Raw genomic sequence first — 22,454 nt, forward strand, 5'->3', positions numbered from 1 at the left:
CCACCCAGCGGACCGGCTGCCCTCCCCCACGCTCGGAACGCCGGTTGAAAGCGGCGGCGGAAGGGTGTATTCGGCGCGCGACACGGGCGCGACCCGCCCCACCGGTTTCCCGGTCTGTTGTCCAGGCCCGCACCCGAGGAATCGATGCGCACCATAGCTCGACCGAGCCGCCTGACGCTGGCTGGCGCATGCGTCGCCCTGTGGGTCGGGCTGGCGGCGGGGAACGGCGCCGCGGCCGAGCCGCCCGTCCGTGTCGGCGTGCTGGCCTACCGGGGCGGCGACCACGCGAACGCGGTGTGGGAGCCGACCATCCGCTATCTCGCCGAGCGTTTTCCGGAACGCGGGGCCGTCATGGTGCCCCTCGACCTGTCGGGCATGGACGCGGCCGTGCGGGCCCGAACCCTCGATTTCGTGCTGACCAACACCGGCAACTATGTGGAACTCGAGGCACGCTACGGCGTCACCCGCATCGCGACGCTCCATTCGTCCCGCGCGGGGGCCTCGGGCGGGTCGATCGGATCGACCGTCATCGTCCGGGCCGACCGTGAGGACATCCGCGACCTGAGCGATCTCAGGGGACGGACCGTGATGGCGATCGACCCGGACGCCTTCGGCGGCTTCCAGGTCGCCTGGGGCGAGATGCTCAAGGCCGGTGTCGATCCCTATCGGGATCTGAAGGAACTCCGCTTCTCCGGCTTTCCCATCGACCGCGTCGCCTTCGCGGTCCGCGACGGCGAAAGCGATGTCGGCGTGCTGCGGGCCTGCCTGCTCGAGGAGCTGGTGGCCGAGGGCCGGGTGGACGCGCGGCGGTTTCGGGTGCTCGCGCCGAAGACCGTGCCGGGCTTCGACTGCGCCCTCTCCACCGACCTCTACCCGGACTGGCCTCTCGCCCGGCTGGCGTCCACGCCGGAGGAGCTGGCAAAGGCGGTGGTGGTCGCCCTGTTCCAGATGCCCGACGACCATCCCGCGGCCAGGGCGGGAGGCTATGAGGGCTGGACGGTGCCGCTCGACTACCAGCCGGTCCATGCGCTGTTCCGGGCCCTCCGCATCGGACCCTATCGCTACCTGCGCGACGTCTCCCTGGTCGACGTGGCGCGCGAGCATTGGGAGTGGCTCGCCGTGGGTGCCCTGGCGCTGCTGTGGTGGGCGGTCCATTCGCTGCGGGTCGAGCACCTGATCAAGGTCCGCACCGCTGAACTGCGCGCCGCCAACCGCGATCTCGTCCACGAGATGGCCGAGCGCCGCCGCGCGGAGGAGACGGCCCGCGAGCGGCAAAAGGAGATGGACCATGTCGCCCGCCTCTCCATCCTCGGCGAGATGGCCAGCAATCTGGCGCACGAACTGAACCAGCCGCTTGGCGCCATCGCCAACTACGCCCGCGGTTGTATTCGGCGCCTGGAGGCGGGAACGCTGGACCCGGCTCAACTGGCGGAGGTCACGGGAGCCATTGCGGAGCAGGCGGAGCGGGCCGGGCAGATCATGGCGCGGATCCGGAACTTCGTGCGCAAGCGGGCACCCCAGATGGAGCCGACGGACATCAACGAAGCCGTCCAGGCCGCCATCACCCTGTGCCAGGGTCAGGCGCACAACGGACATGTTCCGATCGCCCTGGCCCTCTCGGACGATCTTCCACCCGTGCTGGCGGACCGCGTCCAGATCGAGCAGGTGGTGCTGAATCTGGTCAAGAACGCCCTCGACGCGACCGTCGGCACGGCGCCCGGTGCGGCGGAGGACACCCGCCGCACCGTGCGTGTCCGCACCGGGCGCGATGGGAAAGGACGGGTCGAGGTCGCGGTGACCGACCAGGGCCATGGCCTGTCCGAGGAGGCGCGGGCGCGGCTGTTCGCGCCCTTCTTCACGACCAAGCCCGATGGTATGGGACTGGGGCTGTCGATTTGCCGAACCATCGTCGAAGCCCACGGCGGCCATCTCTGGGCCACGGACAACCCCGGCGGCGGCCTGACGATGCGCTTCGTCCTGCCGGCCATAGAGGAGAGCGAGACGCATGACTCGTGACGCGGACACCGCCGCCCCGCCGCCCCGGACCGTCTATGTGGTGGACGACGATCCGGCGATGCGCCATTCGCTGGGGTGGCTGATCGGCTCGCTCGGGCTGGAGGTGCGGAGCTTCGCGTCGGCGGAGGAGTTCCTGCGCGCGCTCAGGCCCGACCAGCCGGGCTGTCTCGTCACCGATGTCCGGATGCCGGGGATGAGCGGGCTGGAGTTGCAGGACATGCTCGCACGGGCCGGGTCGATGCTGGCGGTCGTGGTCATAACCGGCCACGCCGACGTGCCGATGGCGGCTCGCGCCTTCCGCGGTGGCGCCGTCGACTTTCTTGAGAAGCCGTTCAACGATCAGCTGCTGCTCGATCGCGTCCACGAGGCGCTGGAGACATCGACGCAAAGCTGGGCGGCGCATGCCCGCAAGGCCCGGGTCCGGTCGCTGCTGGCTCGCCTGACGCCCAGGGAACGGCAGGTTGCCCACCTCGTGGTGGCGGGCAAGCTCAACAAGGTGATCGCCGCGGAGATCAACCTCAGCCCCAAGACGGTCGAGGTCCACCGCCACAACGTCATGGAGAAACTGGAGGTCGGCTCCGTCGCCGACCTGACGCGGCTGCTCATCGAGGCCGAATAAGGCCGCGCCTTCCGTGACGACAGGGCCGTGGCCGCGACATGCTGTCACTGGGGAAGATCCTATAAAGACTAGGAAAGTTCCCAATGGGTGCACCGGAGCCCGCCAAGTAGCCTTGCACGACGGCGCCTGCGGATCGGCGGGCGTCACGGAACAGGTGCGAAGGGACCCGTCATGGACCAGTCACGGCGCAACTTCTGCCTCGGCGCCGGCGCCGCCACGGTGGGAGCGGCCACGCTGTCGACCGCTCCCGCAGAGGCGGCTGTCGCGCGTAAGGGCGGTGATCCGGCACACCGCTGGGCGATGGTGGTGGACGTGCGCAAGTGCGTCGGCTGCCAGGCCTGCACGGTGGCCTGCATCATGGAGAACGACGTTCCGGAGAACAGCTTCCGCACCATCGTCTCCACCTACGAGGTGACGGAGCATGACAGCAGCGGCACCTACATGCTGCCGCGCCTGTGCAACCACTGCGAGGATCCGCCCTGCATCCCGGTCTGCCCGACCGGCGCCACCTTCCAGCGCAGGGACGGCATCGTGGTGGTGGACAACACCGTCTGCGTCGGCTGCGCCTACTGCGTCCAGGCCTGCCCGTACGACGCGCGCTTCATCAACCACGAGACCCAGACCGCCGACAAATGCACCTTCTGCGTCCACCGCGTGGACGCCGGGCTGCTGCCCGCCTGCGTCGAGACCTGCGTCGGCGGCGCCCGCATCTTCGGCGACCTGAACGACCCGGGCAGCACGGTGTCGAAACTGGTCCGCGAGCAGGATCTGAAGGTGCTGAAACCCGAGCAGGGCACCCAGCCGCGGGTCTTCTACGTCGGCCTGGACCCGAAGTTCCAAGGCCGGGTGGACGGCACGCCGACCCTGTGGCGCCCCAGCGCGCACGCGGAACGGTCTCTCGCCGGGAAGGAGCACGCCTGATGGACACCAACATCGTTGAAATCATCAACGTGACCCGTGAGGTCGCGTGGCTTCCCTGGGCCGTGCAGTATTTCTTCCTGATCGGCCTGTCCGTCGGCGGCCTGCTGCTGAGCCTGCCCGGCTACGCCTTCGCCCGGGAGGAGTGGCGCCGGCTCGGCCGCGTCGCCTTGCTGGTGGCGCTGACCTGTGGGCTGGCCGCACCGGTGGCGCTGCTGTCCGACCTGCACCAGCCGGGCCGCTTCTGGCATTTCTACGTCGTGCTCCGCCCGACATCCTGGATGTGGTGGGGCTCGCTCTTCATCCCCTTCTACGTCACCGGGCTGCTGGTCCATGGCTGGGCCTGCTTCCGTGAGGAGTTCCAGCAGCAGGGCCGGGTGGACAGCCGCCTCGCGGCGCTCTACCGGCTGGCCGCCCTGGGCGGCGGGCGCAACGACCGGCTGATCCGCGGCACGGGCCTCGTCGTCCTCGCCGGGGCCGCCCTGGTCGCGCTCTACACGGGCACCGAAGTCGCCGTGGTCAAGGCACGCCCGCTGTGGCACACGCCCTTCCTGCCGGTCCAGTTCCTGATGACCGCCCTGGTCGGGGCCACCGGTCTGGTGCTCCTCCTGAACCGCTTCGCCGCGGTGACCGACCATGAGGTCGAGGTGCAGGCAAACCGGCTGCTGGCCGGAGCCTTGGGCGGCGTGATGGTGGTCGGCGGTCTTTGGCTGGCGCTTGGGCTGTTCGGGATCGACCGGACGCACGCCGAGGCGCTGGAGAGCGTCGCCAAGTCCGAAGCGTGGCGCGTGACCGCCATCTGGGCCGTGCTGGCAACCGCGCTGCCCTTCGTCATCGCCGTTGCCAAGCCGAAGGGGACCGGCCTGCTGACGGGCCTGATCGCCGTCCACAGCGCCTGGATGTTCCGCTGGACCGTGTTCATCGGCGGCCAGACCGTGCCGAAGACCGGGGCCGGCTTCTACGAGTACGCGCTTCCGGCCGGGCCGGACGGCCTGCTCGGGATCGTCGGCACCGCGGGCCTGTGGGTCTTCCTGCTCCTCTCGATCACCGCCCTCCTGCCGACCCCGCCCCGATCGGCGCCCCACCCGGTCCGCGCCGTTCCGGCCGCCGACCGTGCCGTGGCCGCCGAGTGAACGGAGACACGCCATGTCCTTCACCCGTCGCCTCCTTCTGAAGACGACCGCCGCCGGCGGCGCTCTCGCCGCCTTCGCCGGGGGCTTCTCCGAAACCGGCCGCAAGCTCGCCAAGGGCGCCTGGGCCGGGGAAAAGCCCGAGAACGCCATTTCCGGCAACGCACCCAAGCCCGAGTTCCGCGTCGATCCGACCAGCGGCGACATCGCGCTGACCCCCGGCCAGATCGTCGCCTACACCGGCTGCATCGGCTGCACGACCCTGTGCGGGGTGCGGGTGCGGGTGGACACCGAAAGGAACCGCGTGCTGCGCGTCGCGGGCAACCCATACACCCCGATGTCCACCGATCCCTTCCTGCCCTACGGCACCCCGGTCCAGGACAGCTTCAAGGCGCTGTCGCGGTTCCAGGAAAAGGGACTGAACGGCCGCTCCACCGCGTGCGGCCGTGGCAACGCGGTGCTGGAGAATGTCACCTCGCCCTTCCGCATCACGACGCCGCTGAAACGCGTCGGCCCGCGCGGATCGGGACGGTGGGAGCCGATCGCCTTCGACCAACTGGTCCGGGAGGTGTGCGACGGCGGCGACCTGTTTGGCGAAGGCGCCGTGGACGGCCTGAAGGCGTTGCGCGATCTCAAGACCCCCATCGACCCGGCGGCGCCGGAACTCGGTCCCAGGGTCAACCAGGTGGCTCTGATCACCGGCGTGCCGGATGGGCGGGAGTCGCTGGTGCAGCGCTTCTTCCAGCAGGCCTATGGCAGCATCAACTCGGTCGGCCACGGCTCCTACTGCGGTGGCGCCTACCGGGCGGGGTCGGGTGCGGTGTTCGGCGACACCAAGCAGCAACCGCACGCCAAGCCCGACATCGCCAACGCCGAGTTCGTGGTCTTCATCGGCACCGCTCCGTCGAACGCGGGCAACCCGTTCAAGCGGCAGGCAACCCTGGTCGCGAAGGCCCGGACGGACGGCGCCCTGCGCTACGTCGTCGTCGATCCGGTGCTGACCAACGCCAGGGCGGCGGCGGCCGGGGAGCGCGCCGACTGGATCCCGATCCGGCCGGGCACCGACGGCGCCTTCGCCATGGGCATCATCCGCTGGATGTTCGAGAACGGGCGCATCGACGACCGCTACCTGTCCCAGCCCAACGGCAAGGCGGCCGAGGCGGCGGGCGAGGCGGGCTGGTGCAACGCCACGCATCTGGTCGTCGTGCAGAAGGGCCACCCGCGCGAGGGGCGCCTGTTGCGCGCCTCCGACCTGGGCTGGGTGACGCTGGACGAGAAGGACCGCTACGGCGACAAGGACGCCTTTGTCGTTCTCGACCCGGCGACCGGTGCGCCGGTCGCGCACGACGCGCTGACGACCGCCGCCACGCTGTTCCATGACGGCACGGTGGCGACCGGGACCGGCGATCTCGCCGTGAAGACCAGCCTCACGCTGCTGCGCGAGGAAGCCATGCGGCTCGACCTGCGGGCCTACAGCGACGCCTGCGGCGTCCCCGCCGACGTGATCGGCGGACTGGCGCGCGAGTTGACCAGCCACGGCAAGAAGGCCGCGGTGAACGCCCACGGCGGGATGATGTCGGGCAGCGGCTTCTACAACGCCTTCGCGGTCGTGACCATCAACACGCTGCTCGGCAACCTGAACTGGAAGGGCGGCACCATCGTCGGCGGCGGGCGCTTCCCGGAGAACGGCGACGGGCCGCGCTACAAGCTCGCCAGCTTCCCCGGTCAGGTGAAGCCGTCGGGCCTCCCGCTCGGCCGCAACGTGCCCTACGAGAGGACGTCCGAGTTCAAGGCGAGGAAGGAGGCGGGCAAGCCCTACCCGGCGAAGGCGCCCTGGTACCCGACGGCCCCCGGCCTGACGACGGAATGGGTGTCGAGCGGCATCGTCGACGGCTATCCGTACCCGGTGAAGGCCCTGCTGCTGTGGAACGCCAACCCGGTCTACGGCATCCCCGGCGCGCATCGCTTCGCCCAGAAGCTGGCCGACCCGAAGACGGTGCCGCTGATCGTCGCCGTCGACCCCTTCATCAACGAGACCTCGGCGCTCGCCGACTACATCGTGCCCGACACGGTGCTGTACGAGACCTGGGGCTGGACCTCCGCCTGGGGCGGGGTGCCGACCAAGATGACCACGGCCCGCTGGCCGGTGCTGGTCCCGCGCACCGACACGCTGCCGGATGGCCAGCCGATCCAGTTGGAGCCGTTCCTGATCGCGCTCGCCAAGCGCCTCGGCCTGCCGGGCTTCGGCCCCGGCGCCATCGAGGACATGGACGGCAACCGCCACCCGCTTGAAACGGCGGAGGACTGGCACCTGCGTGCGGGCGCCAACATCGCCTGGCTCGGCAAGCAGCCGGTGCCGGACGCCAGCGACGAGGACATCGCCTTTTCCGGGGTGGAGCGGGTGCTTCCCGCGCTGAAGGCGGTGTTGAAGCCGGAGGAATGGCGCAAGGTCGCCTTCATCCTCGCCCGCGGCGGTCGCTACCAGAATCAGGCCGAAGGGTTCGAGGGCGACAGGGCCGCCCACCGGTTCGCCAAACCGCTTCAGATCCACAACGAGGCCGTCGGCACGTCGAAGAGCAGCCTCACCGGCAGGCGCTGGCCGGGAACCGCCACCTGGATGCCCCCGGTCTTCGCCGACGGCACACCGGTGAGCCGTGTCCACACGCCGGCGGACTGGCCGTTTCAACTGGTCAGTTCGAAGTCGGTGCTGGTCAGCGCCTACACGATCGGGGCGACGCGGCTGCGCCACCTGCATCCGGAGAACCCGGTCGGTGTGAACGTCGAGGACGCCCGGCGGTTGGGCATCCGGACCGGCGACCGCATCCGCATTGCCACGCCGGGTGGGGCCGAACTGGCGACCGCCATCGTCCGCCACGGCGTCATGGCGGGTGTCCTTGCGGTGGAGCATGGCTTCGGGCACAGGGAATACGGCGCCCGCACCCATGTGATCGGTGACCACCGGCAGCCGGAGGTGCCCGGCATCGCCGCCGGCATCAACCTGAACGACCTCGGCCTCGTCGACCCGACCCGGACGGGGGCCTCGGTCTGGGTCGATCCCGTGGCTGGAACCGCGGTTCGCCAGGGCATCCCCGCCAGGCTGGAGCGCGTCGCCGCCGCATGATCCGAACCGCGTGGGCCGGGACCCCCGGGCCGCTGGGCTCGCGGGGGCACCCGGCCCGACCGGCACCCGGCGCACGCGTCATCATCGGACAGCCGCCGATGACGGGATCACGCCACCAGCCAGCGGGCGATGTCCTCCGTCTTCGGCAGGCCTCCGGCGTGGACGACCTTGCCGTCGACGACCACCCCCGGGGTGGAAACGATGCCGTAGCCGGCGATGGCCGCATAGTCGGTAACCTTGTCGATGCGCACCGGCACGCCGAGGCGGTCCGCCTCGGCCTGGACCAGTTCCGCCGTCGTCTGGCACCGTTTGCAGCCGGGGCCGAGCACTTTCACGTCCTTCATAGTGTCCTCCTTCGGTCAGGCGAACAGGGCATTGAACAGGAAGCCGACCGCCAGGATGCCGAGGCCCACCACCCCGACGAAGATGGCGATCAGGCGGACCGTCAGCACCTTGCGCAGAATGATCATCTCGGGCAGCGACAGGGCGATGACGGCCATCATGAAGGCCAGCACCGTCCCGATCGCCGCACCCTTGCCGATCAGCGCCTCCACCACCGGAATGATGCCGGCGGCGTTCGAGTACATGGGGATGCCCAGCAGCACGGCGGCCGGGACCGACCACCACGCCTCCCGCCCCATGATGGCGGCGAGCAGATCCGCCGGGGCGTAGCCGTGGATCAGGGCGCCGACGGCAATGCCGGCGACGATCCAGACCCAGACCCGGCCGACGATGTCCCGCACGGCCTCGATCCCCGCGCGGATGCGGTCCACGGGGGACATCGCGTCCTCCGGGAGATCCACCGCGCCGGCCCGTACGGCCAGCACCCATGGCTCCAGCCAGCCTTCCAGGTGCAGGCGGCCGATCACCCAGCCGGAAACGATGGCGACCGCCAGTCCGAACCCGAGATAGGCCAACGCCACCTGCCAGCCCACCAGCGCGAACAGCAGGCCGAGCGCCACCTCGTTGATCATCGGCGCCGCGATCAGGAACGAGAAGGTCACGCCCAGCGGCACGCCGGCGGAAACAAACCCGATGAACAGCGGCACGGCGGAGCAGGAACAGAACGGCGTCACGATGCCGAGTCCGGCGGCGGCCACATTGCCGACGCCCTCGCGCCTGCCCGCCAGCAACGCCCGTGTCCGCTCCGGCGAAAAGTAGCTGCGCACCACGCCCATGGCGAAGACGACCAGCGTCAGCAGCATCAGCACCTTGGGCGTGTCGTAGATGAAGAAGCGCACGGCGTCGGCCACCGCGCTGCCGGGCTGAAGCGGCAGCTGCGCCACCACCCAGTCGGAGACGGGAACGAGCTGGCGGTAGACCACCACCCAGGCGACGAGGGCTGCCAGGGTGGCCGCGAACCAGAGGCTCGTGTTGGGGCGCCGGGGATCGGCGGGCGATGCGATGGTCATTCCGCGTCCTTTCCTTCATCCGCCATGGCGGCGAAAACCGCGTCGACCACCGCGGCGATGGCGGGGCCCAGCGCCGGATTCCGCCGATAGCGGACCCACTGGGCATCCCGGCGGTCGGTCACGAGGCCCACGCCCTTCAGCACCGCCATGTGCCGCGACATCCGCGACTGCGTCGCGCCGAGCAGGTCCGTCAACTCGCAAACGCAGTGCTCGCGTCCGTCCCACAGCCGCCGCAAGGCCCCGAGGCGCGTCGGGTCGGAAAGGGCCGCCATCAGGGAGGTCGTCGTGTCGATGCTCATGGCCGAAAGCCGCTTTTGCGCATAAGCGCATTCTAATGCGCACGGCCCTGCCGGATCAAACGCCGTGAGTGAGGCATGCTGTCACAGCCTGCCGGCGGGCAGGCAGGCAGGAGGAGCAGCGGGTGGCAGCCTCGGCGCCGGGGTGCCGGCCCGCACCACCACCGGCTTCGCCACCCGGCGCAGCGTCGGGACAGCGGCGGTTCGCCCCGGACGGCGCCCTTCACCCGCCGGCTTCGACCTGCCCGTCGCGCAGCGACACCGCATGATCGAAGCGGCCGAAGATCGTCTCGTCATGCGTGACCACCAGGACCGCGGCCCGCTGTTCAAGGGCGAGCCGGCGGAGCAGGTCCATCACCATGCCGGCCCGTCCGGAGTCGAGCGCCGCCGTCGGCTCGTCGGCCAGGATGATGCGCGGGCGGTTGGCGAGCGCGCGGGCGATGGCCACCCGCTGCGCCTCTCCGCCCGACAGCCGGGATGGCAGCGACGCGCGGCGGTGCCCGACCTCCAGATAGTCGAGCAGGGCCCGCGCCCGCCGCCGCGCCTCGGCGCCGGAAACACCCGCCAGATCGAGGGCGACGGCGACATTCTCCTCGGCGGTGAGGAACGGCAGAAGATTGTGGAACTGGAAGATGAAGCCGATCTTCTCCAGGCGAAGCCGGCGCAGGTCGGATTTCAGCCAGCGGTTGTCATAGACCGTCTCACCGTCCAGGTCCATGCGGCCGCGCGTCGGCTCGACGATGCAGCCGATCAGGTTCAGGAGCGTCGTCTTGCCGGACCCGCTGGGACCGAGCAGCCCGACGACCTGCCCCGGATAGACCCGCAGGTCCGTGTCCTTCAGCGCGTGCACGGCGGCCTCGCCGCTGCCGTAGGTCTTGGCGATTCCCCGAAGCTCGACGAGCGGCGTTGCCATCACCTCAGCCTCCGAGCGCGGTCGCCGGATCGACCTTGAGCGCAAGACGGACACCGAGCCCGCTCGCCACCACGCAGAGGACCAGCACCGCCGCTCCCAGCATCAACGCATCGTCCGGCAGCAGCAGCAGGCGGCGCGGGAAATGGTCCTTGGCGAGCAGGATAAGCAGCGTGCCGGCGCTCCAGCCGATCACTCCCATGGCAAGCGCCTGCTGCACGATCAGGGCGACGATGGTGCGGTCGGGCGCGCCGATCAGCTTCAGTGTGGCGATGGCCTTCACCTTGTCCATGGTCAGCGTGTAGAGGATCAGCGCGATCACCACCGCCGACACCGCCATCAGGATCGCCGTGAACAGGCCGATCTGCCGGCGCGCCTTCTCGACCACCGACTTCAGCAGCAGTCCCTCCTGCTCCCCCTGCGTCAGCGCCGCAAGGTGCTTCCAGCGCGCCGCCTCCGCCGCCACGCGGGCCTCGGGCACGCCGGGCAGCACCCGCGCCACCACCGCGTTCACCGTGTCGAGGCCCGCCGGCCGCCCGCCGCGCGCCAGCTCGCGGCGGGCGGCCGGCGGATCCAGCTCGAACTGCAGGCGCTGGCTGTCCCGCAGCGTCAGGTGGACGACCGGATCGCCGCCGGACGCGACGACGCCGTCGGTCAGTCCGACCACCTCGTAGACGTCCCGGCCCAGCCGCACGCGCTCACCGATCTCCAGCCCGGCGCGACGGTCGGCGAGCATCTCGTAATGGCTGCGGGTGATCAGCCGGCCGGCGGCGAGGCGTTTCGGCTCGCCGGGCCGCCCCGGCTCGTAGCCCACGACGTACAGGCGCAGCGTCCGCCCGCGGTGCGCCGTTTCCACCGACTGGAAGGTCAGCGAGCCGGCCGCGGCCACCCCGGCCAGACGCGCCACCGCGTCACGCTCGTCGCCGGGGATGCGTGAGGCCTCCGCGAAGGGGCCGCGGGTGCCGGATTCGACGATCCACAGATCGGCTCCGGGCGAGCGCACCAGCGTCAGCGCCTCGTCCACCAGCCCGCGGTAGATGCCGATCATCGACAGCACAACACCCAGCAACAGGCTCAGCCCCAGGCAGGTCAGCAGGAAACGGCCGAGATTGTGGCGCACGTCGCGCACCGCGAGGTTCATGGCGTCGTCTCCTGCGGTTCGGCGCGCCGGCCCTCGCGCAGGCCGGACACCGTGGCGACGACCGGCCGCGCGCCGTCGGGCAGGCCGCCGGTCACCTCCAGCCGGCCGTCCAGCGTATGGCGGCCGAAGCCCAGCGTGCGGCGGGCGAGGCGGCCGTCCTCGACGGTCCACACCGTGCCGCTGCGCCCGTCGAAGCGGTCGACCGCCGCCTGCGGCACCAGCACGGCGCGCGGCAGGGCGTCGACGGCAATGGTTGCCTCCACCTGTTCGGCGAGGTGGACCCGGGATGGGCAGACCTCGCATTTCAGGTAGACCTTCCGCTCCTCGGTGACGCGGTCGCTCTCCAGGTCGATGCGCACCACGCGCGCCGAGAAGGTCCGGCCGGGCAGCGAGCGCAGTCGCACCGCCGCCGCCTGCCCTTCCGTCAGGCCGCCGGCCGAGGCCTCGTCGATGTGGACCAGCGCCCAGACGCTGTCGGGAGCGATCAGGGTAAACAGCGGCTCGCCGGGATTGACGGCGGCACCCAGCTCCTTGTGGCGGGCGATCACCAGCGCCTCGAACGGGGCGGTCAGGGTGTAGCGGTCGAGCCGTGCCGATTCGTAACGCAGTCGCGCTTCGGCGTCGGCCACCGATGCATCGGCCACCGCGAGGTCGGATCGCGCCAGCGCCAGCTCCGCTTCGGCGACGCGCAGGTCGGCGGCGCTGTCCTGCGCCACCTCGACCGACACGCTGCCTTTGGACAGCAGCTCCTGCCGTCGTCCGGCGGCCTGCCGACGCTTGTCGAGCAGCGAGTTCGCCTTGAGGATGGCCGCGTCCGCCTTGGCGCGCGCCGCGCGCGCCTGCCCCAGCGTGGCCTCGGCCTCGGCGACGCGGGCGTCCTGCTGGCGGGTGTCGAGCCGGGCGAGGACGGCACCCTGCGGCACGCGGTCTTCATGGTCGGCGAACAGCCCCGTCACCGTGCCGGCAACCTCCAGCCCGACCGCCGAGCGCACGCGCGCCTCCACCGTACCGATGCCGTAGACCTCGATGGGGACGTCATGCTCGACCGCTGCGACGGCGACGGCGACCGGGCGGACCCAGACCGCCCACCCTCCGACGGCGAGGGCACCGGCGATCAGCATCAGCACAAGACCCAAGCGCCACCGACGCATGACCGGATTCCCCTTGTCCATTCCCCACAGTCTCTTGCCACGCGGACCGGGCGCATTCCAACTCCCGCCCCTCCCCGTTGCCGGCCTGCGACATTCTGGCGCCGCAGCCGTTCCATCAGTGTATGCTAATATTATTGATCGCACCATGCTTTGACAGGAGGTTTTGATGAAACGGCTCCTCGCTGCGGCACTCTGTACGGGATTGTTGTGCGCGACGTCCGCTTATGCCCAATCCGGGGCGGGTCGTGGTATGGGCGGCCAAGGAATGGGGCAGGGAATGGGGCAGGGAATGGGAGGTGGCTCCGCTGCCATGCACCAGCAGATGTTCGGGCAACTCGACACCGACAAGGATGGCAGCGTCAGCCGCCAGGAGTTCGTCGACGCACAGCGGGGCGGTCCGGGGTCGATGACCGACGTTGCCAAGGAGCGCCGCAGCGCCCGGTTCGACCAGTTCGACAAAAACAAGGACGGCAAGCTGACCCCCGACGAGTGGGGCGCCTGGACATCGGGCAAACCGCGATAACCAAAGGCGCATGGGTGCCCGACGACATCGGCCACATCCACGCAACAGGCTGCCGTGAACCCATGTAGCCCGCCGGCGAACCTTTGGGCTATGGTGACGGTTATGCGGATGTGGCTGATGGTTTCATGTGTCGTGCTGGCGTGGGCGGCAGCCGCGAGGGCGGAGCCGGACGCGGTGCGCATCGGTGTGCTCGCCTACCGCGGGTCGGAGCGGGCGGCCCGCGACTGGGAACCGACGCTGGCGCATCTGGAGCGCGCGATCCCCGACCACCGCTTCGTCATGCTGCCGCTCGACCTGCCGGGCATGGTGCTGGCCGTCGCCGACCGCCGCGTCGATTTCGTCATCACCAACCCCGGCAGCTACGTCACGCTGGAGGCGCGTTTCGCGGTGACGCGCATCGCCACGCTGGAGTCCGGATCGCCGGACGCCCGCTTCGCCGCGGTCGGATCCACCGTGATCCGTCGGTCCGACCGGACGGCGATCCGCGGTCTGGCCGACCTCAAGGGCAAGCGGCTGGCGGTGGTGTCGACCGACGCGTTCGGCGGCTTCCAGATCGCGTGGCGCGAGATGGAGGAGGCCGGCGTCCGCCCCTTCGAGGATCTGGCGGAACTGACTGCGGTCGGCTTCCCGATGGAAGGGGTGGTGGAGGCGGTGCGCGGCGGCAGCGCCGACGCCGGCGTGCTGCGCGCCTGCCTGCTGGAGGAAATGGCGGCGCAGGGCCGCGTCGCGCCGGGCGAGTTCGTGGTGGTCGGCGAACGGCCGTCCAGCGACCTGCCCTGCCGGGTGTCGTCGCGGCTTTATCCCGACTGGCCCTTCGCCCGGCTGGCGCACACCCCGCGCGATCTGGCCCGGCTCGTCGCGGCGGCGCTGCTGACCATGCCGGCGGCAGACGGGCGGACCTGGACCGCCTCGCTCGACTACACGTCGGTGCATGAGCTGTTCCGCAGGCTGCACATCGGCCCCTACCCGCGCACCCCGCCGACGCTGGACGAGGTTCTGCGCGAGAACTGGCACTGGCTGGCGGTTGCGGCGGCGGCGGTGCTGTGGTGGATCGTCCACGCCGCCCGCGTCGAGGTCCTCGTCCGCCGCCGCACGGCCGAACTGGAACGCGAGATCGTCGAGCGCGAACGCGCCGAAGCCACCGCGGTCCGCCTGCGCGAGGAGCGCGACCAGCTCTCCCGCCTCGGCATCGTCGGCGAGATGGCCAGCAACATCGCCCACGAGCTGAACCAGCCGCTGGCGGCGATCGGCAATTTCGCCGGCGGCATGACCCGCATTCTGGACGGGCCGGCGCCCGATCTCGGCATGCTGCGCGCCGGCGCACGCTCGGTGGCGGAGCAGGCCGAACGGGCCGCCGCGATCATCCAGCGCACCCGCGGCTTCGTCAGCCGCCGCGACGCCCAGCGCTCCACCCTGTCGGTCAACGCCGTGCTGGAGGAAACCCTGTCGCTGTTCGGCGCCCCGCCCGATCCCGGACTGTCCATCACGTCGGATCCGGCCGACGGGCTGCCCGAGGTCAGGGCCGACAAGGTGGAGCTTCAGCAGGTGCTGCTGAACCTGTTGCAGAACGCGGTGGAGGCCACGCGGAGCGGCAATAATGGTGGCGGCGGCGGCGACATCGTCGTGCGGACCGCGCTGTCCGGCGGCATGGTGATGATCGAGGTGCGCGATTCCGGTCCGGGCGCACCCGAGGAGGCGAGGTCGCGGATGTTCGAGCCCTTCTTCACCACCAAGCCGGGCGGGTTGGGCCTGGGCCTGTCGATCTGCCGCACCATCGTCGAGCGGCACGGCGGCCGCATCTGGGCGGTGCCGGGCGTCCCGCAAGGGCTGGCCGTCCGCTTCACCCTGCCTCCCGACCCCGGAGCGGCAGCCGGAACCGCCCTCTCGACTTCGCCCGTTCAGGAGACCCGCGCATGACCGACACTCCCCTGGTGCTGGTGGTGGACGACGACGAGGCGATGCGGAACTCGGTCGGTTACCTGCTGGCCTCCGTCGGCATTGCCTGCGAGACCTTCGCGTCGGCCGAAGCTTTCCTGGCCTCGTCGCACCTGCGCCCGCCGCTGCGGCCCGGCTGCGTCCTGCTCGACGTCCGCATGCCCGGGATGAGCGGGATCGAGCTGCTGCGCCACCTGAAGGAGCGTGGCTGCAAGCGCCCGGTCATCATGGTCACCGGCCATGGCGACGTGCCGCTGGCCGTCGCCGCGCTGAAGGGCGGGGCCGAGGACTTCATCGAAAAGCCGTGGAAGGATCAGGCGCTGCTCGACGCGGTCAACGTCGCCATCCGCAAGAGCCGCGACGTCCTGGTGCGCAGCGCCGGGCGCGAGGCGGTGGAGGCCCGGCTGGCCCAACTGAGCCGGCGCGAGCGCGAGGTGCTGGCCCTGGTGCTCGACGGCCGGCAGAACAAGGAGATCGCGACGGCGCTGGCCATCTCGGTCAAGACCGTCGAGGGCCATCGCCAGATGGTGATGGAGAAGATGGGCGCCCGCTCCGTCGCCGAGCTGGCGCGGCTGGCGCTGACCCCCGGCGACCGGGTTTAACAAGGCCGTCCAAGGACTTGGTCGCGTCCCCCGTCTGAAAGCAAGGGTTTTCCCTTGGTCGCCACCGGAATCCACCCGGTGGCGGCACTTGTTCGCTGCACGTATCATCAGCGTGACAAAGATACCGGCAGCGAACCGGAAGGAAATGGGACGGACATGACCAAGTTGCGGCCAACCGGAGAGGCGACTCCCCGAACCGATCCGCTTGTCCCCGGCGCGGATACACTGTCCGGCCGGTTGCGGCGGGCGCCTGAAAACTTCCTGACCGCCGACGACATCCGGCAGGTCGGCCAGGGACGGCGCGATTTCCTGCGCGCCAGCTTCCTCGCGGCGGCCGGCGCGACCGCCGCGGCGACGCTGAGCGGCCGTGCCGCCGCTGCCAGTCCGGCCGGCGCCGGCGGCGACCCCGACATCCTGAACCCCACCCCCTGGGGCAGCAGCCTGGGGCTGCCGGTGGCGGCCAACCCCTACGGCCTGCCGTCGAAGCACGAGCGCGGGCTGGTGCGCCGGCAGAGCCCCGGCCTGACCCAGGTGCCCGCCGCCAGCGTGTCCTTCGCGCCCCTGCAGGGGCTGTTCGGCATCATCACGCCCTCCGGCCTGCATTTCGAGCGGCACCATCAGGGCTGGCAGGACATCGACCCGACCCGGCACCGCCTGATGGTCAACGGCGCCCGGCCGGAGTTCGTGAAGACGCCCAAGGTCTACACGATGGACGACATCATGCGCCTGCCGCCGGTGTCGCGGATGCATTTCATCGAATGCGGCGCCAACACCGGCATGGAATGGGGCAACGTCGCGGTCCCCACCGTGCAGTACACCCACGGCATGCTGTCGTGCAGCGAGTTCACCGGCGTGCCGCTGCGCACCCTGCTGGAGGATTGCGGCGCCGACCTGAAGGCCGCCAAGTTCGTCCTGGCGGAAGGCGGCGACGGCTCGTCGATGACCCGTACGATCCCGATCGAACTGGTGCTCTCCGGCGAGGTGATGGTCGCCTACGGCCAGAACGGCGAGATGCTGCGGCCGGAAAACGGCTATCCGCTGCGGCTGGTGGTGCCGGGGGTGCAGGGCGTCTCGTGGGTGAAGTGGTTGCGCCGGATCGAGGTCGGCGACCGGCCCTACGCCACCAAGGACGAGGCGGTCCACTACATCGACCTGATGCCCGACGGCCAGCACCGGCAATACACCTCCATCCAGGAATGCAAGTCGGTCATCACCAGCCCGTCGGGCGGCCAGACGCTGCTGGACAAGGGCTACTTCACCATCAGCGGGCTCGCTTGGTCGGGGCGGGGTGCGGTCAAGCGGGTGGACGTCTCGGTCGACGGCGGCATCAACTGGACGCAGGCGACCCTGCAGACGCCGGTCCTGTCCAAATGCCTGACCCGCTTCACCCTGCCCTGGAACTGGGACGGCCGGCCGGCGCTGCTACAATCGCGCGCCACCGACGAGACCGGCTTCGTCCAGCCCGCCTACGGCCAGTTGCGCGCGGTGCGCGGCACCCGGTCGATCTACCACAACAACGCGATCCAGACCTGGCAGGTCGCCGAAAGCGGGGACGTGAACAATGTCCAGATCCTGTAAAGCGGCGCTGCTCGCCTCGGCCATCGGTGCCATCCTCGGCTGGACGGCGCCGGTGCTGGCCGATGGCTTCGCCAACGTCGGCCGCCCGGCCACCCCGGCCGAGATCAAGGCCTGGGACATCGACGTCGGTCCCGACTTCGCCGGGCTGCCCAAGGGCTCCGGCACCGTGTCGCGCGGCATGGAGATCTGGGAGGAGAAGTGCGCCAGTTGCCACGGCACCTTCGGTGAGAGCAACAGCGTCTTCAACCCGCTGGTCGGCGGCACGACGGCCGACGACATCAAGACCGGCCATGTCGCCGCCCTGAAGCGCACCGACTTTCCGGCGCGGACGACCTTCATGAAGGTCGCCACCGTCTCCACCCTCTACGACTACATCCGCCGCGCGATGCCGTGGAACGCGCCGAAGTCGCTGAGCGACGACGACGTCTACGCCGTGCTGGCCTATCTGCTGAACCTCGCGGAGATCGTGCCGGACGACTACACCCTGACCGACGCGACGATCCGCGACGTGCAGGGGCGGATGCCGAACCGCAACGGCATGACCTCCGCCCACGCCCTGTGGCCCAACTCCAATCCCGCTGGCCCCGACTTCCCCGGCAGCGTCGCCAAGCCGGACACCGGCAACGCCGCCTGCATGACCGACTGCAAGCCGAAGGCCGAGCTGGCTTCGCAGTTGCCCGACCACGCCCGCGGCGCCCACGGCAACATCGCCGCGCAGAACCGCATCATCGGCCCGGTCCGCGGCCAGCGCACCGGCCCGGACGCCGCAGCGGCGGATGCGCCCTCCCCCGCCCTGGCGCTGGCCGAGCAGTCGGGCTGCCTGTCCTGCCACGCGGTCGACACCCGCGTCGTCGGCCCGAGCTACAGCGAGATCGCCGCCCGCTACCGCGGCAAGGACAGCGCCGAGGCGCTGGTGTCCAAGGTGAAGGCCGGCGGCGACGGCGTCTGGGGCGCCGTGCCGATGCCGCCGCAAACCGAACTGAGCGTCGACGACGCCAAGACCCTGGTCGCCTGGATCCTGTCCGGCGCGCCGCAGAAGTAACGAGACCGAGGAGGAGCAGCTTTCATGACACAGGCAGTGATGGAACGGCGTCAGGTGCTGACGTTCCTGGGGGTGCTGGCGGCGGCCGGGTTCGTCGTGCCGCAGGCGGCCTTCGCCAACTGGGACAAGACCGCCTTCGACGCCAAGACGATGGACGAGGCGCTGAAGGCGCTGGGTGCCGGGGCGCCGGCGAACAGCGGCGACGTGCAGGTCGTCGCCTCCGACATCGCGGAGAACGGGGCGGTGGTTCCGGTCCAGGCGGTCAGCAAGCTGCCCAACACCGAGCGCATCGCCATCCTGGTCGAAAAGAACCCGAACATGCTGGCCGCCGCCTTCGACCTGGGCCCCGACACCATCCCCGAGGTGACCGCCCGCATCAAGATGGGCCAGACCTCCAACGTCATGGTGCTGGTCAAGGCGGACGGCAAATTCTACGCCGCCTCCAAGGAAATCAAGGTGACGCTCGGCGGCTGCGGCGGCTGAACGGACGAGACAGGAGCACGACCATGGGCAACCCGATGAAGATCCGCGCCTCCGCCAAGGACGGCGTCACCGAGATCAAGATCCTGATGAGCCACGAGATGGAGACCGGCCAACGCAAGGACGCCAACGGCACGGTCATCCCCGCCTGGTTCATCAACGAGATCACCGCCAAGCTCGACGGCAAGACGGTGATGCAGGCGCAATGGGGGCCGTCGATTTCCAAGAACCCCTACCTCGCCTTCAAGGTCAAGGGCGGCAAGGCCGGCGACAAGGTCTCCGTCACCTGGGTCGACAACAAGGGCGACACCCGCACCGACGAGGCCGCCGTCACCTGACGCGGCGTCGCCGGGCGGATAGAAAAAGACGGGAGGGGGGAGAGATGGACCGGGTAAGCGTTGGGATGGCGGCATTCCTTGCGGTGTCGGCGGCGGCCGCCACGGCGGCCTACGCCCAGAAGGATGCGGCGCAGGAGGGCATCGAGGCCTACCGTGAAGCCTTGCAGGACGGCAACCCCGCCGAACTGTACGAGGCCACAGGCGAGGAGCTGTGGAAGACCCCGGCCGGCCCGAAGAAGGCCTCGCTGGAGCAATGCGACCTCGGCCTCGGGCCCGGCGTGGTCAAGGGCGCCTACGCCCGGCTGCCGCGCCATTTCAAGGACACCGACCGCGTCCAGGACCTGGAATCGCGGCTGCTGACCTGCATGGAGACGCTGCAGGGCAAGGACCCGAAGCCCTATGTCGAGGCCGCCTTCACCGCCCCGCCGAAGGAGGAGATGAACGCGCTCGCCGCCTACATCTCCGGCCAGTCCAAGGACGATCCGATCGCCGTCACGCCCAAGCATCCCAAGGAACAGGCGATGTACGAGCTGGGCAAGCGGATGTTCTACTACCAGGGCGGCCCCTACGACTTTTCCTGCGCCACCTGCCACGGCCAGGAGGGCACGCGCATCCGCCTTCAGGATCTGCCCTACATCCCGGGCCCCAAGGGCGCCGCGGCCGGCTGGAGCAGCTGGCCGGCCTACCGCGTCAGCGCCGGCCAGATGTGGTCGATGCAGTGGCGGCTGAACGACTGCTTCCGCCAGCAGCGCTTCCCCGAGCCGGTCTACACCTCCGACGCGACCATCGCGCTGTCGATGTTCATGGCGGCCAACGCCAGCGGGGCGACGATGAAGACACCCGGAATCAAGCGCTGACGGAGGCCGCCATGAAACACTTCGCGTTCCTCGCCGTCCTGTTGCTGGCCGGCCCCGCCCTTTCCGAGACGAAGGCCGCGCCATCCTGGGGGGCGGGTGCCGAGGATGCCGCCTTTGCCCGCATGCTGGCCACCAGCTTCAAGGACAAGGGCATCGCCAAGACCGACCGCCTGACCCAGGACGAGACGCAGGCCTTCTGCTCCGATCCCGAGGCCGCCGCCAACCCGGCCGCCGCCGACCGCCGCCGGCAGATCGAGGCCGCCAACATGGCGACGGTCAAATGGCCGTCCGACGGCAAATGGCTGGGCGACTGGAAGCAGGGCGAGGCGATCGCCCAGAGCGGCCGCGGCAACACCTGGACCGACAAGCCCGACACCCCCAACGGCGGCAACTGCTACAACTGCCACCAGATCAGCCCGACCGAGATCTCCTACGGCACCATCGGCCCCAGCCTGACCCAGTACGGCGCGCTGCGCGGCCAAAGCGAGGAGACGCTGAAGGCGGCCTGGGCCAAAATTTACAACGCCAAGTCCCTCAACGCCTGTTCCAACATGCCGCGCGCCGGCCATATGGGCATCCTGGGGGAGGCGCAGATCAAACACCTGATGGCGCTGCTGTTCGACCCGGCGTCGCCCGTCAACGCAAAGCCGGGGCCTGCACAATGAACCGCCGCGAGTTCCTCACCGTCCTGGCCGCCGCCAACGCCGCCGGCCTGCTGCTGCCCGCCGGACTGGCCCGCGCCGAAGCGGCGGCCGACGCCGTCTATGACGCGCCGGCCTTCGGCAACGTCTCGCTGCTGCACATCACCGACTGCCACGCCCAGCTGAAGCCGATCCATTTCCGCGAGCCGAGCGTCAATCTCGGCATCGGCGGCATGGCCGGGCGGGCGCCGCATCTGGTCGGCAGCCGGCTGCTGGAGCATTTCAGCCTCGCCCCCGGCAGCCGCGACGCGCACGCCTTCACCTTCCTCGATTTCGAACGGCTGGCCGCGCTCTACGGCAAGGTCGGCGGCTTCGCCCATCTGGCGACGCTGGTCAAGCGGGTGCGGGCCAACCGGCCGGGCGCCCTGCTGCTCGACGGCGGCGACACCTGGCAGGGCTCGGGCACCGCGCTGTGGACCCAGGGCCAGGACATGGTCGAGGCGGCCAAGCTGCTGGGCGTCGACATCATGACGCTGCACTGGGAATGCACCTACGGCCAGGACCGCGTGCGCGAGGTGGCGGAAAAGGACTTCGCCGGCCGCATCGAGATCGTCGCCCAGAACATCAAGACCGCCGATTTCGGCGACGACGTGTTCAAGCCCTACACGATGCGGACGGTGAACGGCGTCCGGGTGGCGGTGGTCGGCCAGGCCTTCCCCTACACGCCGATCGCCAACCCGCGCTACATGGTGGCCGACTGGACCTTCGGCATCCGCGAGGACGAGATGCAGAAGACGGTCGACGACGCCCGCGCCGCCGGCGCCGCGGTGGTCGTCGTGCTGTCGCACAACGGCATGGACGTCGATCTGAAGATGGCGTCCCGCGTCCGCGGCATCGACGCGATCCTCGGCGGCCACACCCACGACGGCATGCCGGCGCCCAGCATCGTCGCCAACCCCGGCGGCAAGACGCTGGTCACCAACGCCGGGTCGAACGGCAAGTTCCTCGGCGTGCTCGACCTCGACGTGGCGGGCGGGCGGGTGTCCGACTTCCGCTACCGGCTGATGCCGGTCTTCGCCAACCTGCTGCCCGCCGATCCGGAGATGGACGCGCTGATCACCCGCGTCCGCGCGCCCTACGAGGCGGCGCTGGGCGAGACGCTGGCGGTGACCGAGGGCACGCTGTACCGGCGCGGCAACTTCAACGGCAGCTTCGACCAGGTGATCCTCGACGCGCTGATGGCGGAAAAGGACGCGGAGATCGCCTTCTCCCCCGGTTTCCGCTGGGGCACCACGCTGTTGCCCGGCCAGCCCATCACCATGGAAAACCTGCTGGACCAGACCGCCATCACCTACCCCTACGTGACGCTGAACCGCATGAGCGGCGAGCAGATCAAGACGGTGCTGGAGGACGTCTGCGACAACCTGTTCAATCCCGACCCCTATTACCAGCAAGGTGGCGACATGGTGCGCGTCGGCGGCCTGTCCTACGCCTGCGATCCCGCCGCCCCGGCCGGCCGGCGCATCCAGGACATGACGCTGAACGGCCAGCCGCTGGAGGCGTCGAAGACCTACAAGGTCGCCGGCTGGGCCCCGGTGGCGGAAGAGGCGAAGGCGGCCGGCGGCGAGCCGGTCTGGGACCTCGTCGCCCGCCATCTGCGCGCGAAGAAGACCGTGGCGCCGCCACAGCTGAACCTGCCGACCCTGAAGGGCGTCGACGGCAACCCCGGCCTCGCCGCCTGACG

Annotated in this window: 21 protein-coding genes; 15 read left to right on the forward strand and 6 right to left on the reverse strand. The window is 70.2% G+C overall.

The window, feature by feature from the left end; all coding sequences use genetic code 11:
- Positions 1–144 precede the first annotated feature (144 nt).
- The 5 genes from TSO352_RS20495 to TSO352_RS20515 all read left to right on the forward strand — a co-directional run bounded on the left by TSO352_RS20495 (position 145) and on the right by TSO352_RS20515 (position 7,804).
- On the forward strand, positions 145–2,016 hold the full coding sequence (locus TSO352_RS20495) for a sensor histidine kinase (RefSeq protein WP_109109099.1): 1,872 nt from the start codon (positions 145–147) through the stop codon (positions 2,014–2,016).
- On the forward strand, positions 2,006–2,635 hold the full coding sequence (locus TSO352_RS20500) for a response regulator transcription factor (RefSeq protein WP_109109100.1): 630 nt from the start codon (positions 2,006–2,008) through the stop codon (positions 2,633–2,635). The genes TSO352_RS20495 and TSO352_RS20500 overlap by 11 nt, the downstream gene beginning before the upstream one ends.
- A gap of 171 nt (positions 2,636–2,806) precedes the next feature.
- The gene (dsrO, locus tag TSO352_RS20505) at positions 2,807–3,556 is read left to right on the forward strand and encodes a sulfate reduction electron transfer complex DsrMKJOP subunit DsrO (protein ID WP_109109101.1); all 750 of its coding nucleotides are present in this window, start codon (positions 2,807–2,809) and stop codon (positions 3,554–3,556) included.
- The gene (gene nrfD, locus TSO352_RS20510; RefSeq protein WP_109109102.1) at positions 3,556–4,686 is read left to right on the forward strand and encodes an NrfD/PsrC family molybdoenzyme membrane anchor subunit; all 1,131 of its coding nucleotides are present in this window, start codon (positions 3,556–3,558) and stop codon (positions 4,684–4,686) included. Before dsrO ends, nrfD begins: the two co-directional genes overlap by 1 nt.
- A 13-nt stretch (positions 4,687–4,699) precedes the next feature.
- Positions 4,700–7,804, forward strand: a complete 3,105-nt coding sequence (locus tag TSO352_RS20515; RefSeq protein ID WP_109109103.1) for a molybdopterin dinucleotide binding domain-containing protein — start codon at positions 4,700–4,702, stop codon at positions 7,802–7,804.
- A gap of 107 nt (positions 7,805–7,911) precedes the next feature.
- Here TSO352_RS20515 and TSO352_RS20520 read toward each other — a convergent pair whose 3' ends face one another.
- The 6 genes from TSO352_RS20520 to TSO352_RS20545 all read right to left on the reverse strand — a co-directional run bounded on the left by TSO352_RS20520 (position 7,912) and on the right by TSO352_RS20545 (position 12,714).
- Positions 7,912–8,148, reverse strand: coding sequence for a thioredoxin family protein (locus tag TSO352_RS20520; RefSeq protein WP_109109104.1), 237 nt, complete (start codon positions 8,146–8,148; stop codon positions 7,912–7,914).
- A gap of 15 nt (positions 8,149–8,163) precedes the next feature.
- Positions 8,164–9,216: a permease gene (locus TSO352_RS20525; protein WP_109109105.1), complete on the reverse strand. Its 1,053-nt coding sequence runs from the start codon at positions 9,214–9,216 to the stop codon at positions 8,164–8,166.
- Positions 9,213–9,515 (reverse strand): metalloregulator ArsR/SmtB family transcription factor, encoded by a 303-nt coding sequence (locus tag TSO352_RS20530; protein ID WP_109109106.1) that lies wholly within the window; start codon positions 9,513–9,515, stop codon positions 9,213–9,215. The genes TSO352_RS20525 and TSO352_RS20530 overlap by 4 nt, the downstream gene beginning before the upstream one ends.
- A 220-nt stretch (positions 9,516–9,735) precedes the next feature.
- A complete protein-coding gene (locus tag TSO352_RS20535) occupies positions 9,736–10,425 on the reverse strand; it encodes an ABC transporter ATP-binding protein (protein ID WP_109109107.1) in 690 nt (229 codons plus the stop codon).
- A gap of 4 nt (positions 10,426–10,429) precedes the next feature.
- Entirely contained in the window at positions 10,430–11,563 is a 1,134-nt protein-coding gene (locus tag TSO352_RS20540; protein ID WP_109109108.1) for an FtsX-like permease family protein, read from the reverse strand.
- Complete coding sequence (locus TSO352_RS20545) at positions 11,560–12,714, reverse strand: efflux RND transporter periplasmic adaptor subunit (protein ID WP_247872276.1); 1,155 nt, start codon at positions 12,712–12,714, stop codon at positions 11,560–11,562. Before TSO352_RS20545 ends, TSO352_RS20540 begins: the two co-directional genes overlap by 4 nt.
- Before the next feature lie 310 nt (positions 12,715–13,024).
- Between TSO352_RS20545 and TSO352_RS33290 the strand changes: the two genes are divergently transcribed.
- The 10 genes from TSO352_RS33290 (at position 13,025) to soxB (ending at position 22,452) form a co-directional block, all read left to right on the forward strand.
- The gene (locus TSO352_RS33290) at positions 13,025–13,237 is read left to right on the forward strand and encodes a hypothetical protein (protein WP_158284612.1); all 213 of its coding nucleotides are present in this window, start codon (positions 13,025–13,027) and stop codon (positions 13,235–13,237) included.
- Positions 13,238–13,354: 117 nt separating this feature from the next.
- Positions 13,355–15,154 carry a PhnD/SsuA/transferrin family substrate-binding protein gene (locus tag TSO352_RS20555; RefSeq protein ID WP_247872277.1) on the forward strand — a complete coding sequence of 600 codons (1,800 nt, stop codon included), beginning with the start codon at positions 13,355–13,357 and terminating at the stop codon, positions 15,152–15,154.
- On the forward strand, positions 15,151–15,774 hold the full coding sequence (locus tag TSO352_RS20560) for a response regulator (RefSeq protein ID WP_109109111.1): 624 nt from the start codon (positions 15,151–15,153) through the stop codon (positions 15,772–15,774). The genes TSO352_RS20555 and TSO352_RS20560 overlap by 4 nt, the downstream gene beginning before the upstream one ends.
- A 156-nt stretch (positions 15,775–15,930) precedes the next feature.
- On the forward strand, positions 15,931–17,352 hold the full coding sequence (soxC, locus tag TSO352_RS20565) for a sulfite dehydrogenase (protein ID WP_109109112.1): 1,422 nt from the start codon (positions 15,931–15,933) through the stop codon (positions 17,350–17,352).
- Positions 17,336–18,394: a c-type cytochrome gene (locus TSO352_RS20570; RefSeq protein WP_109109113.1), complete on the forward strand. Its 1,059-nt coding sequence runs from the start codon at positions 17,336–17,338 to the stop codon at positions 18,392–18,394. The genes soxC and TSO352_RS20570 overlap by 17 nt, the downstream gene beginning before the upstream one ends.
- Before the next feature lie 24 nt (positions 18,395–18,418).
- Entirely contained in the window at positions 18,419–18,877 is a 459-nt protein-coding gene (gene soxY / locus TSO352_RS20575) for a thiosulfate oxidation carrier protein SoxY (RefSeq protein ID WP_109109114.1), read from the forward strand.
- A 23-nt stretch (positions 18,878–18,900) separates the two neighbouring features.
- Positions 18,901–19,212, forward strand: coding sequence for a thiosulfate oxidation carrier complex protein SoxZ (soxZ, locus tag TSO352_RS20580; RefSeq protein WP_109109115.1), 312 nt, complete (start codon positions 18,901–18,903; stop codon positions 19,210–19,212).
- Between the two features lie 65 nt (positions 19,213–19,277).
- On the forward strand, positions 19,278–20,069 hold the full coding sequence (gene soxA / locus TSO352_RS20585) for a sulfur oxidation c-type cytochrome SoxA (RefSeq protein WP_199231681.1): 792 nt from the start codon (positions 19,278–19,280) through the stop codon (positions 20,067–20,069).
- Between the two features lie 11 nt (positions 20,070–20,080).
- Positions 20,081–20,734 (forward strand): sulfur oxidation c-type cytochrome SoxX, encoded by a 654-nt coding sequence (soxX, locus tag TSO352_RS20590; RefSeq protein ID WP_109109117.1) that lies wholly within the window; start codon positions 20,081–20,083, stop codon positions 20,732–20,734.
- On the forward strand, positions 20,731–22,452 hold the full coding sequence (gene soxB / locus TSO352_RS20595) for a thiosulfohydrolase SoxB (RefSeq protein ID WP_109109118.1): 1,722 nt from the start codon (positions 20,731–20,733) through the stop codon (positions 22,450–22,452). The genes soxX and soxB overlap by 4 nt, the downstream gene beginning before the upstream one ends.
- Positions 22,453–22,454: the final 2 nt, after the last annotated feature.

The organism is Azospirillum sp. TSO35-2 (assembly GCF_003116095.1).
In the GTDB taxonomy this organism is placed as follows: Bacteria; Pseudomonadota; Alphaproteobacteria; order Azospirillales; family Azospirillaceae; genus Azospirillum.

Bases quoted from the DNA above. Each gene is read 5' to 3' on its own strand.
- TSO352_RS20495 (WP_109109099.1), top strand. From the start codon at position 145: ATGCGCACCATAGCTCGACCGAGCCGCCTGACGCTGGCTGGCGCATGC.
- TSO352_RS20500 (WP_109109100.1), top strand. From the start codon at position 2,006: ATGACTCGTGACGCGGACACCGCCGCCCCGCCGCCCCGGACCGTCTAT.
- dsrO (WP_109109101.1), top strand. From the start codon at position 2,807: ATGGACCAGTCACGGCGCAACTTCTGCCTCGGCGCCGGCGCCGCCACG.
- nrfD (WP_109109102.1), top strand. From the start codon at position 3,556: ATGGACACCAACATCGTTGAAATCATCAACGTGACCCGTGAGGTCGCG.
- TSO352_RS20515 (WP_109109103.1), top strand. From the start codon at position 4,700: ATGTCCTTCACCCGTCGCCTCCTTCTGAAGACGACCGCCGCCGGCGGC.
- TSO352_RS20520 (WP_109109104.1), bottom strand. From the start codon at position 8,148: ATGAAGGACGTGAAAGTGCTCGGCCCCGGCTGCAAACGGTGCCAGACG.
- TSO352_RS20525 (WP_109109105.1), bottom strand. From the start codon at position 9,216: ATGACCATCGCATCGCCCGCCGATCCCCGGCGCCCCAACACGAGCCTC.
- TSO352_RS20530 (WP_109109106.1), bottom strand. From the start codon at position 9,515: ATGAGCATCGACACGACGACCTCCCTGATGGCGGCCCTTTCCGACCCG.
- TSO352_RS20535 (WP_109109107.1), bottom strand. From the start codon at position 10,425: ATGGCAACGCCGCTCGTCGAGCTTCGGGGAATCGCCAAGACCTACGGC.
- TSO352_RS20540 (WP_109109108.1), bottom strand. From the start codon at position 11,563: ATGAACCTCGCGGTGCGCGACGTGCGCCACAATCTCGGCCGTTTCCTG.
- TSO352_RS20545 (WP_247872276.1), bottom strand. From the start codon at position 12,714: ATGCGTCGGTGGCGCTTGGGTCTTGTGCTGATGCTGATCGCCGGTGCC.
- TSO352_RS33290 (WP_158284612.1), top strand. From the start codon at position 13,025: ATGCACCAGCAGATGTTCGGGCAACTCGACACCGACAAGGATGGCAGC.
- TSO352_RS20555 (WP_247872277.1), top strand. From the start codon at position 13,355: ATGGTTTCATGTGTCGTGCTGGCGTGGGCGGCAGCCGCGAGGGCGGAG.
- TSO352_RS20560 (WP_109109111.1), top strand. From the start codon at position 15,151: ATGACCGACACTCCCCTGGTGCTGGTGGTGGACGACGACGAGGCGATG.
- soxC (WP_109109112.1), top strand. From the start codon at position 15,931: ATGACCAAGTTGCGGCCAACCGGAGAGGCGACTCCCCGAACCGATCCG.
- TSO352_RS20570 (WP_109109113.1), top strand. From the start codon at position 17,336: ATGTCCAGATCCTGTAAAGCGGCGCTGCTCGCCTCGGCCATCGGTGCC.
- soxY (WP_109109114.1), top strand. From the start codon at position 18,419: ATGACACAGGCAGTGATGGAACGGCGTCAGGTGCTGACGTTCCTGGGG.
- soxZ (WP_109109115.1), top strand. From the start codon at position 18,901: ATGGGCAACCCGATGAAGATCCGCGCCTCCGCCAAGGACGGCGTCACC.
- soxA (WP_199231681.1), top strand. From the start codon at position 19,278: ATGGCGGCATTCCTTGCGGTGTCGGCGGCGGCCGCCACGGCGGCCTAC.
- soxX (WP_109109117.1), top strand. From the start codon at position 20,081: ATGAAACACTTCGCGTTCCTCGCCGTCCTGTTGCTGGCCGGCCCCGCC.
- soxB (WP_109109118.1), top strand. From the start codon at position 20,731: ATGAACCGCCGCGAGTTCCTCACCGTCCTGGCCGCCGCCAACGCCGCC.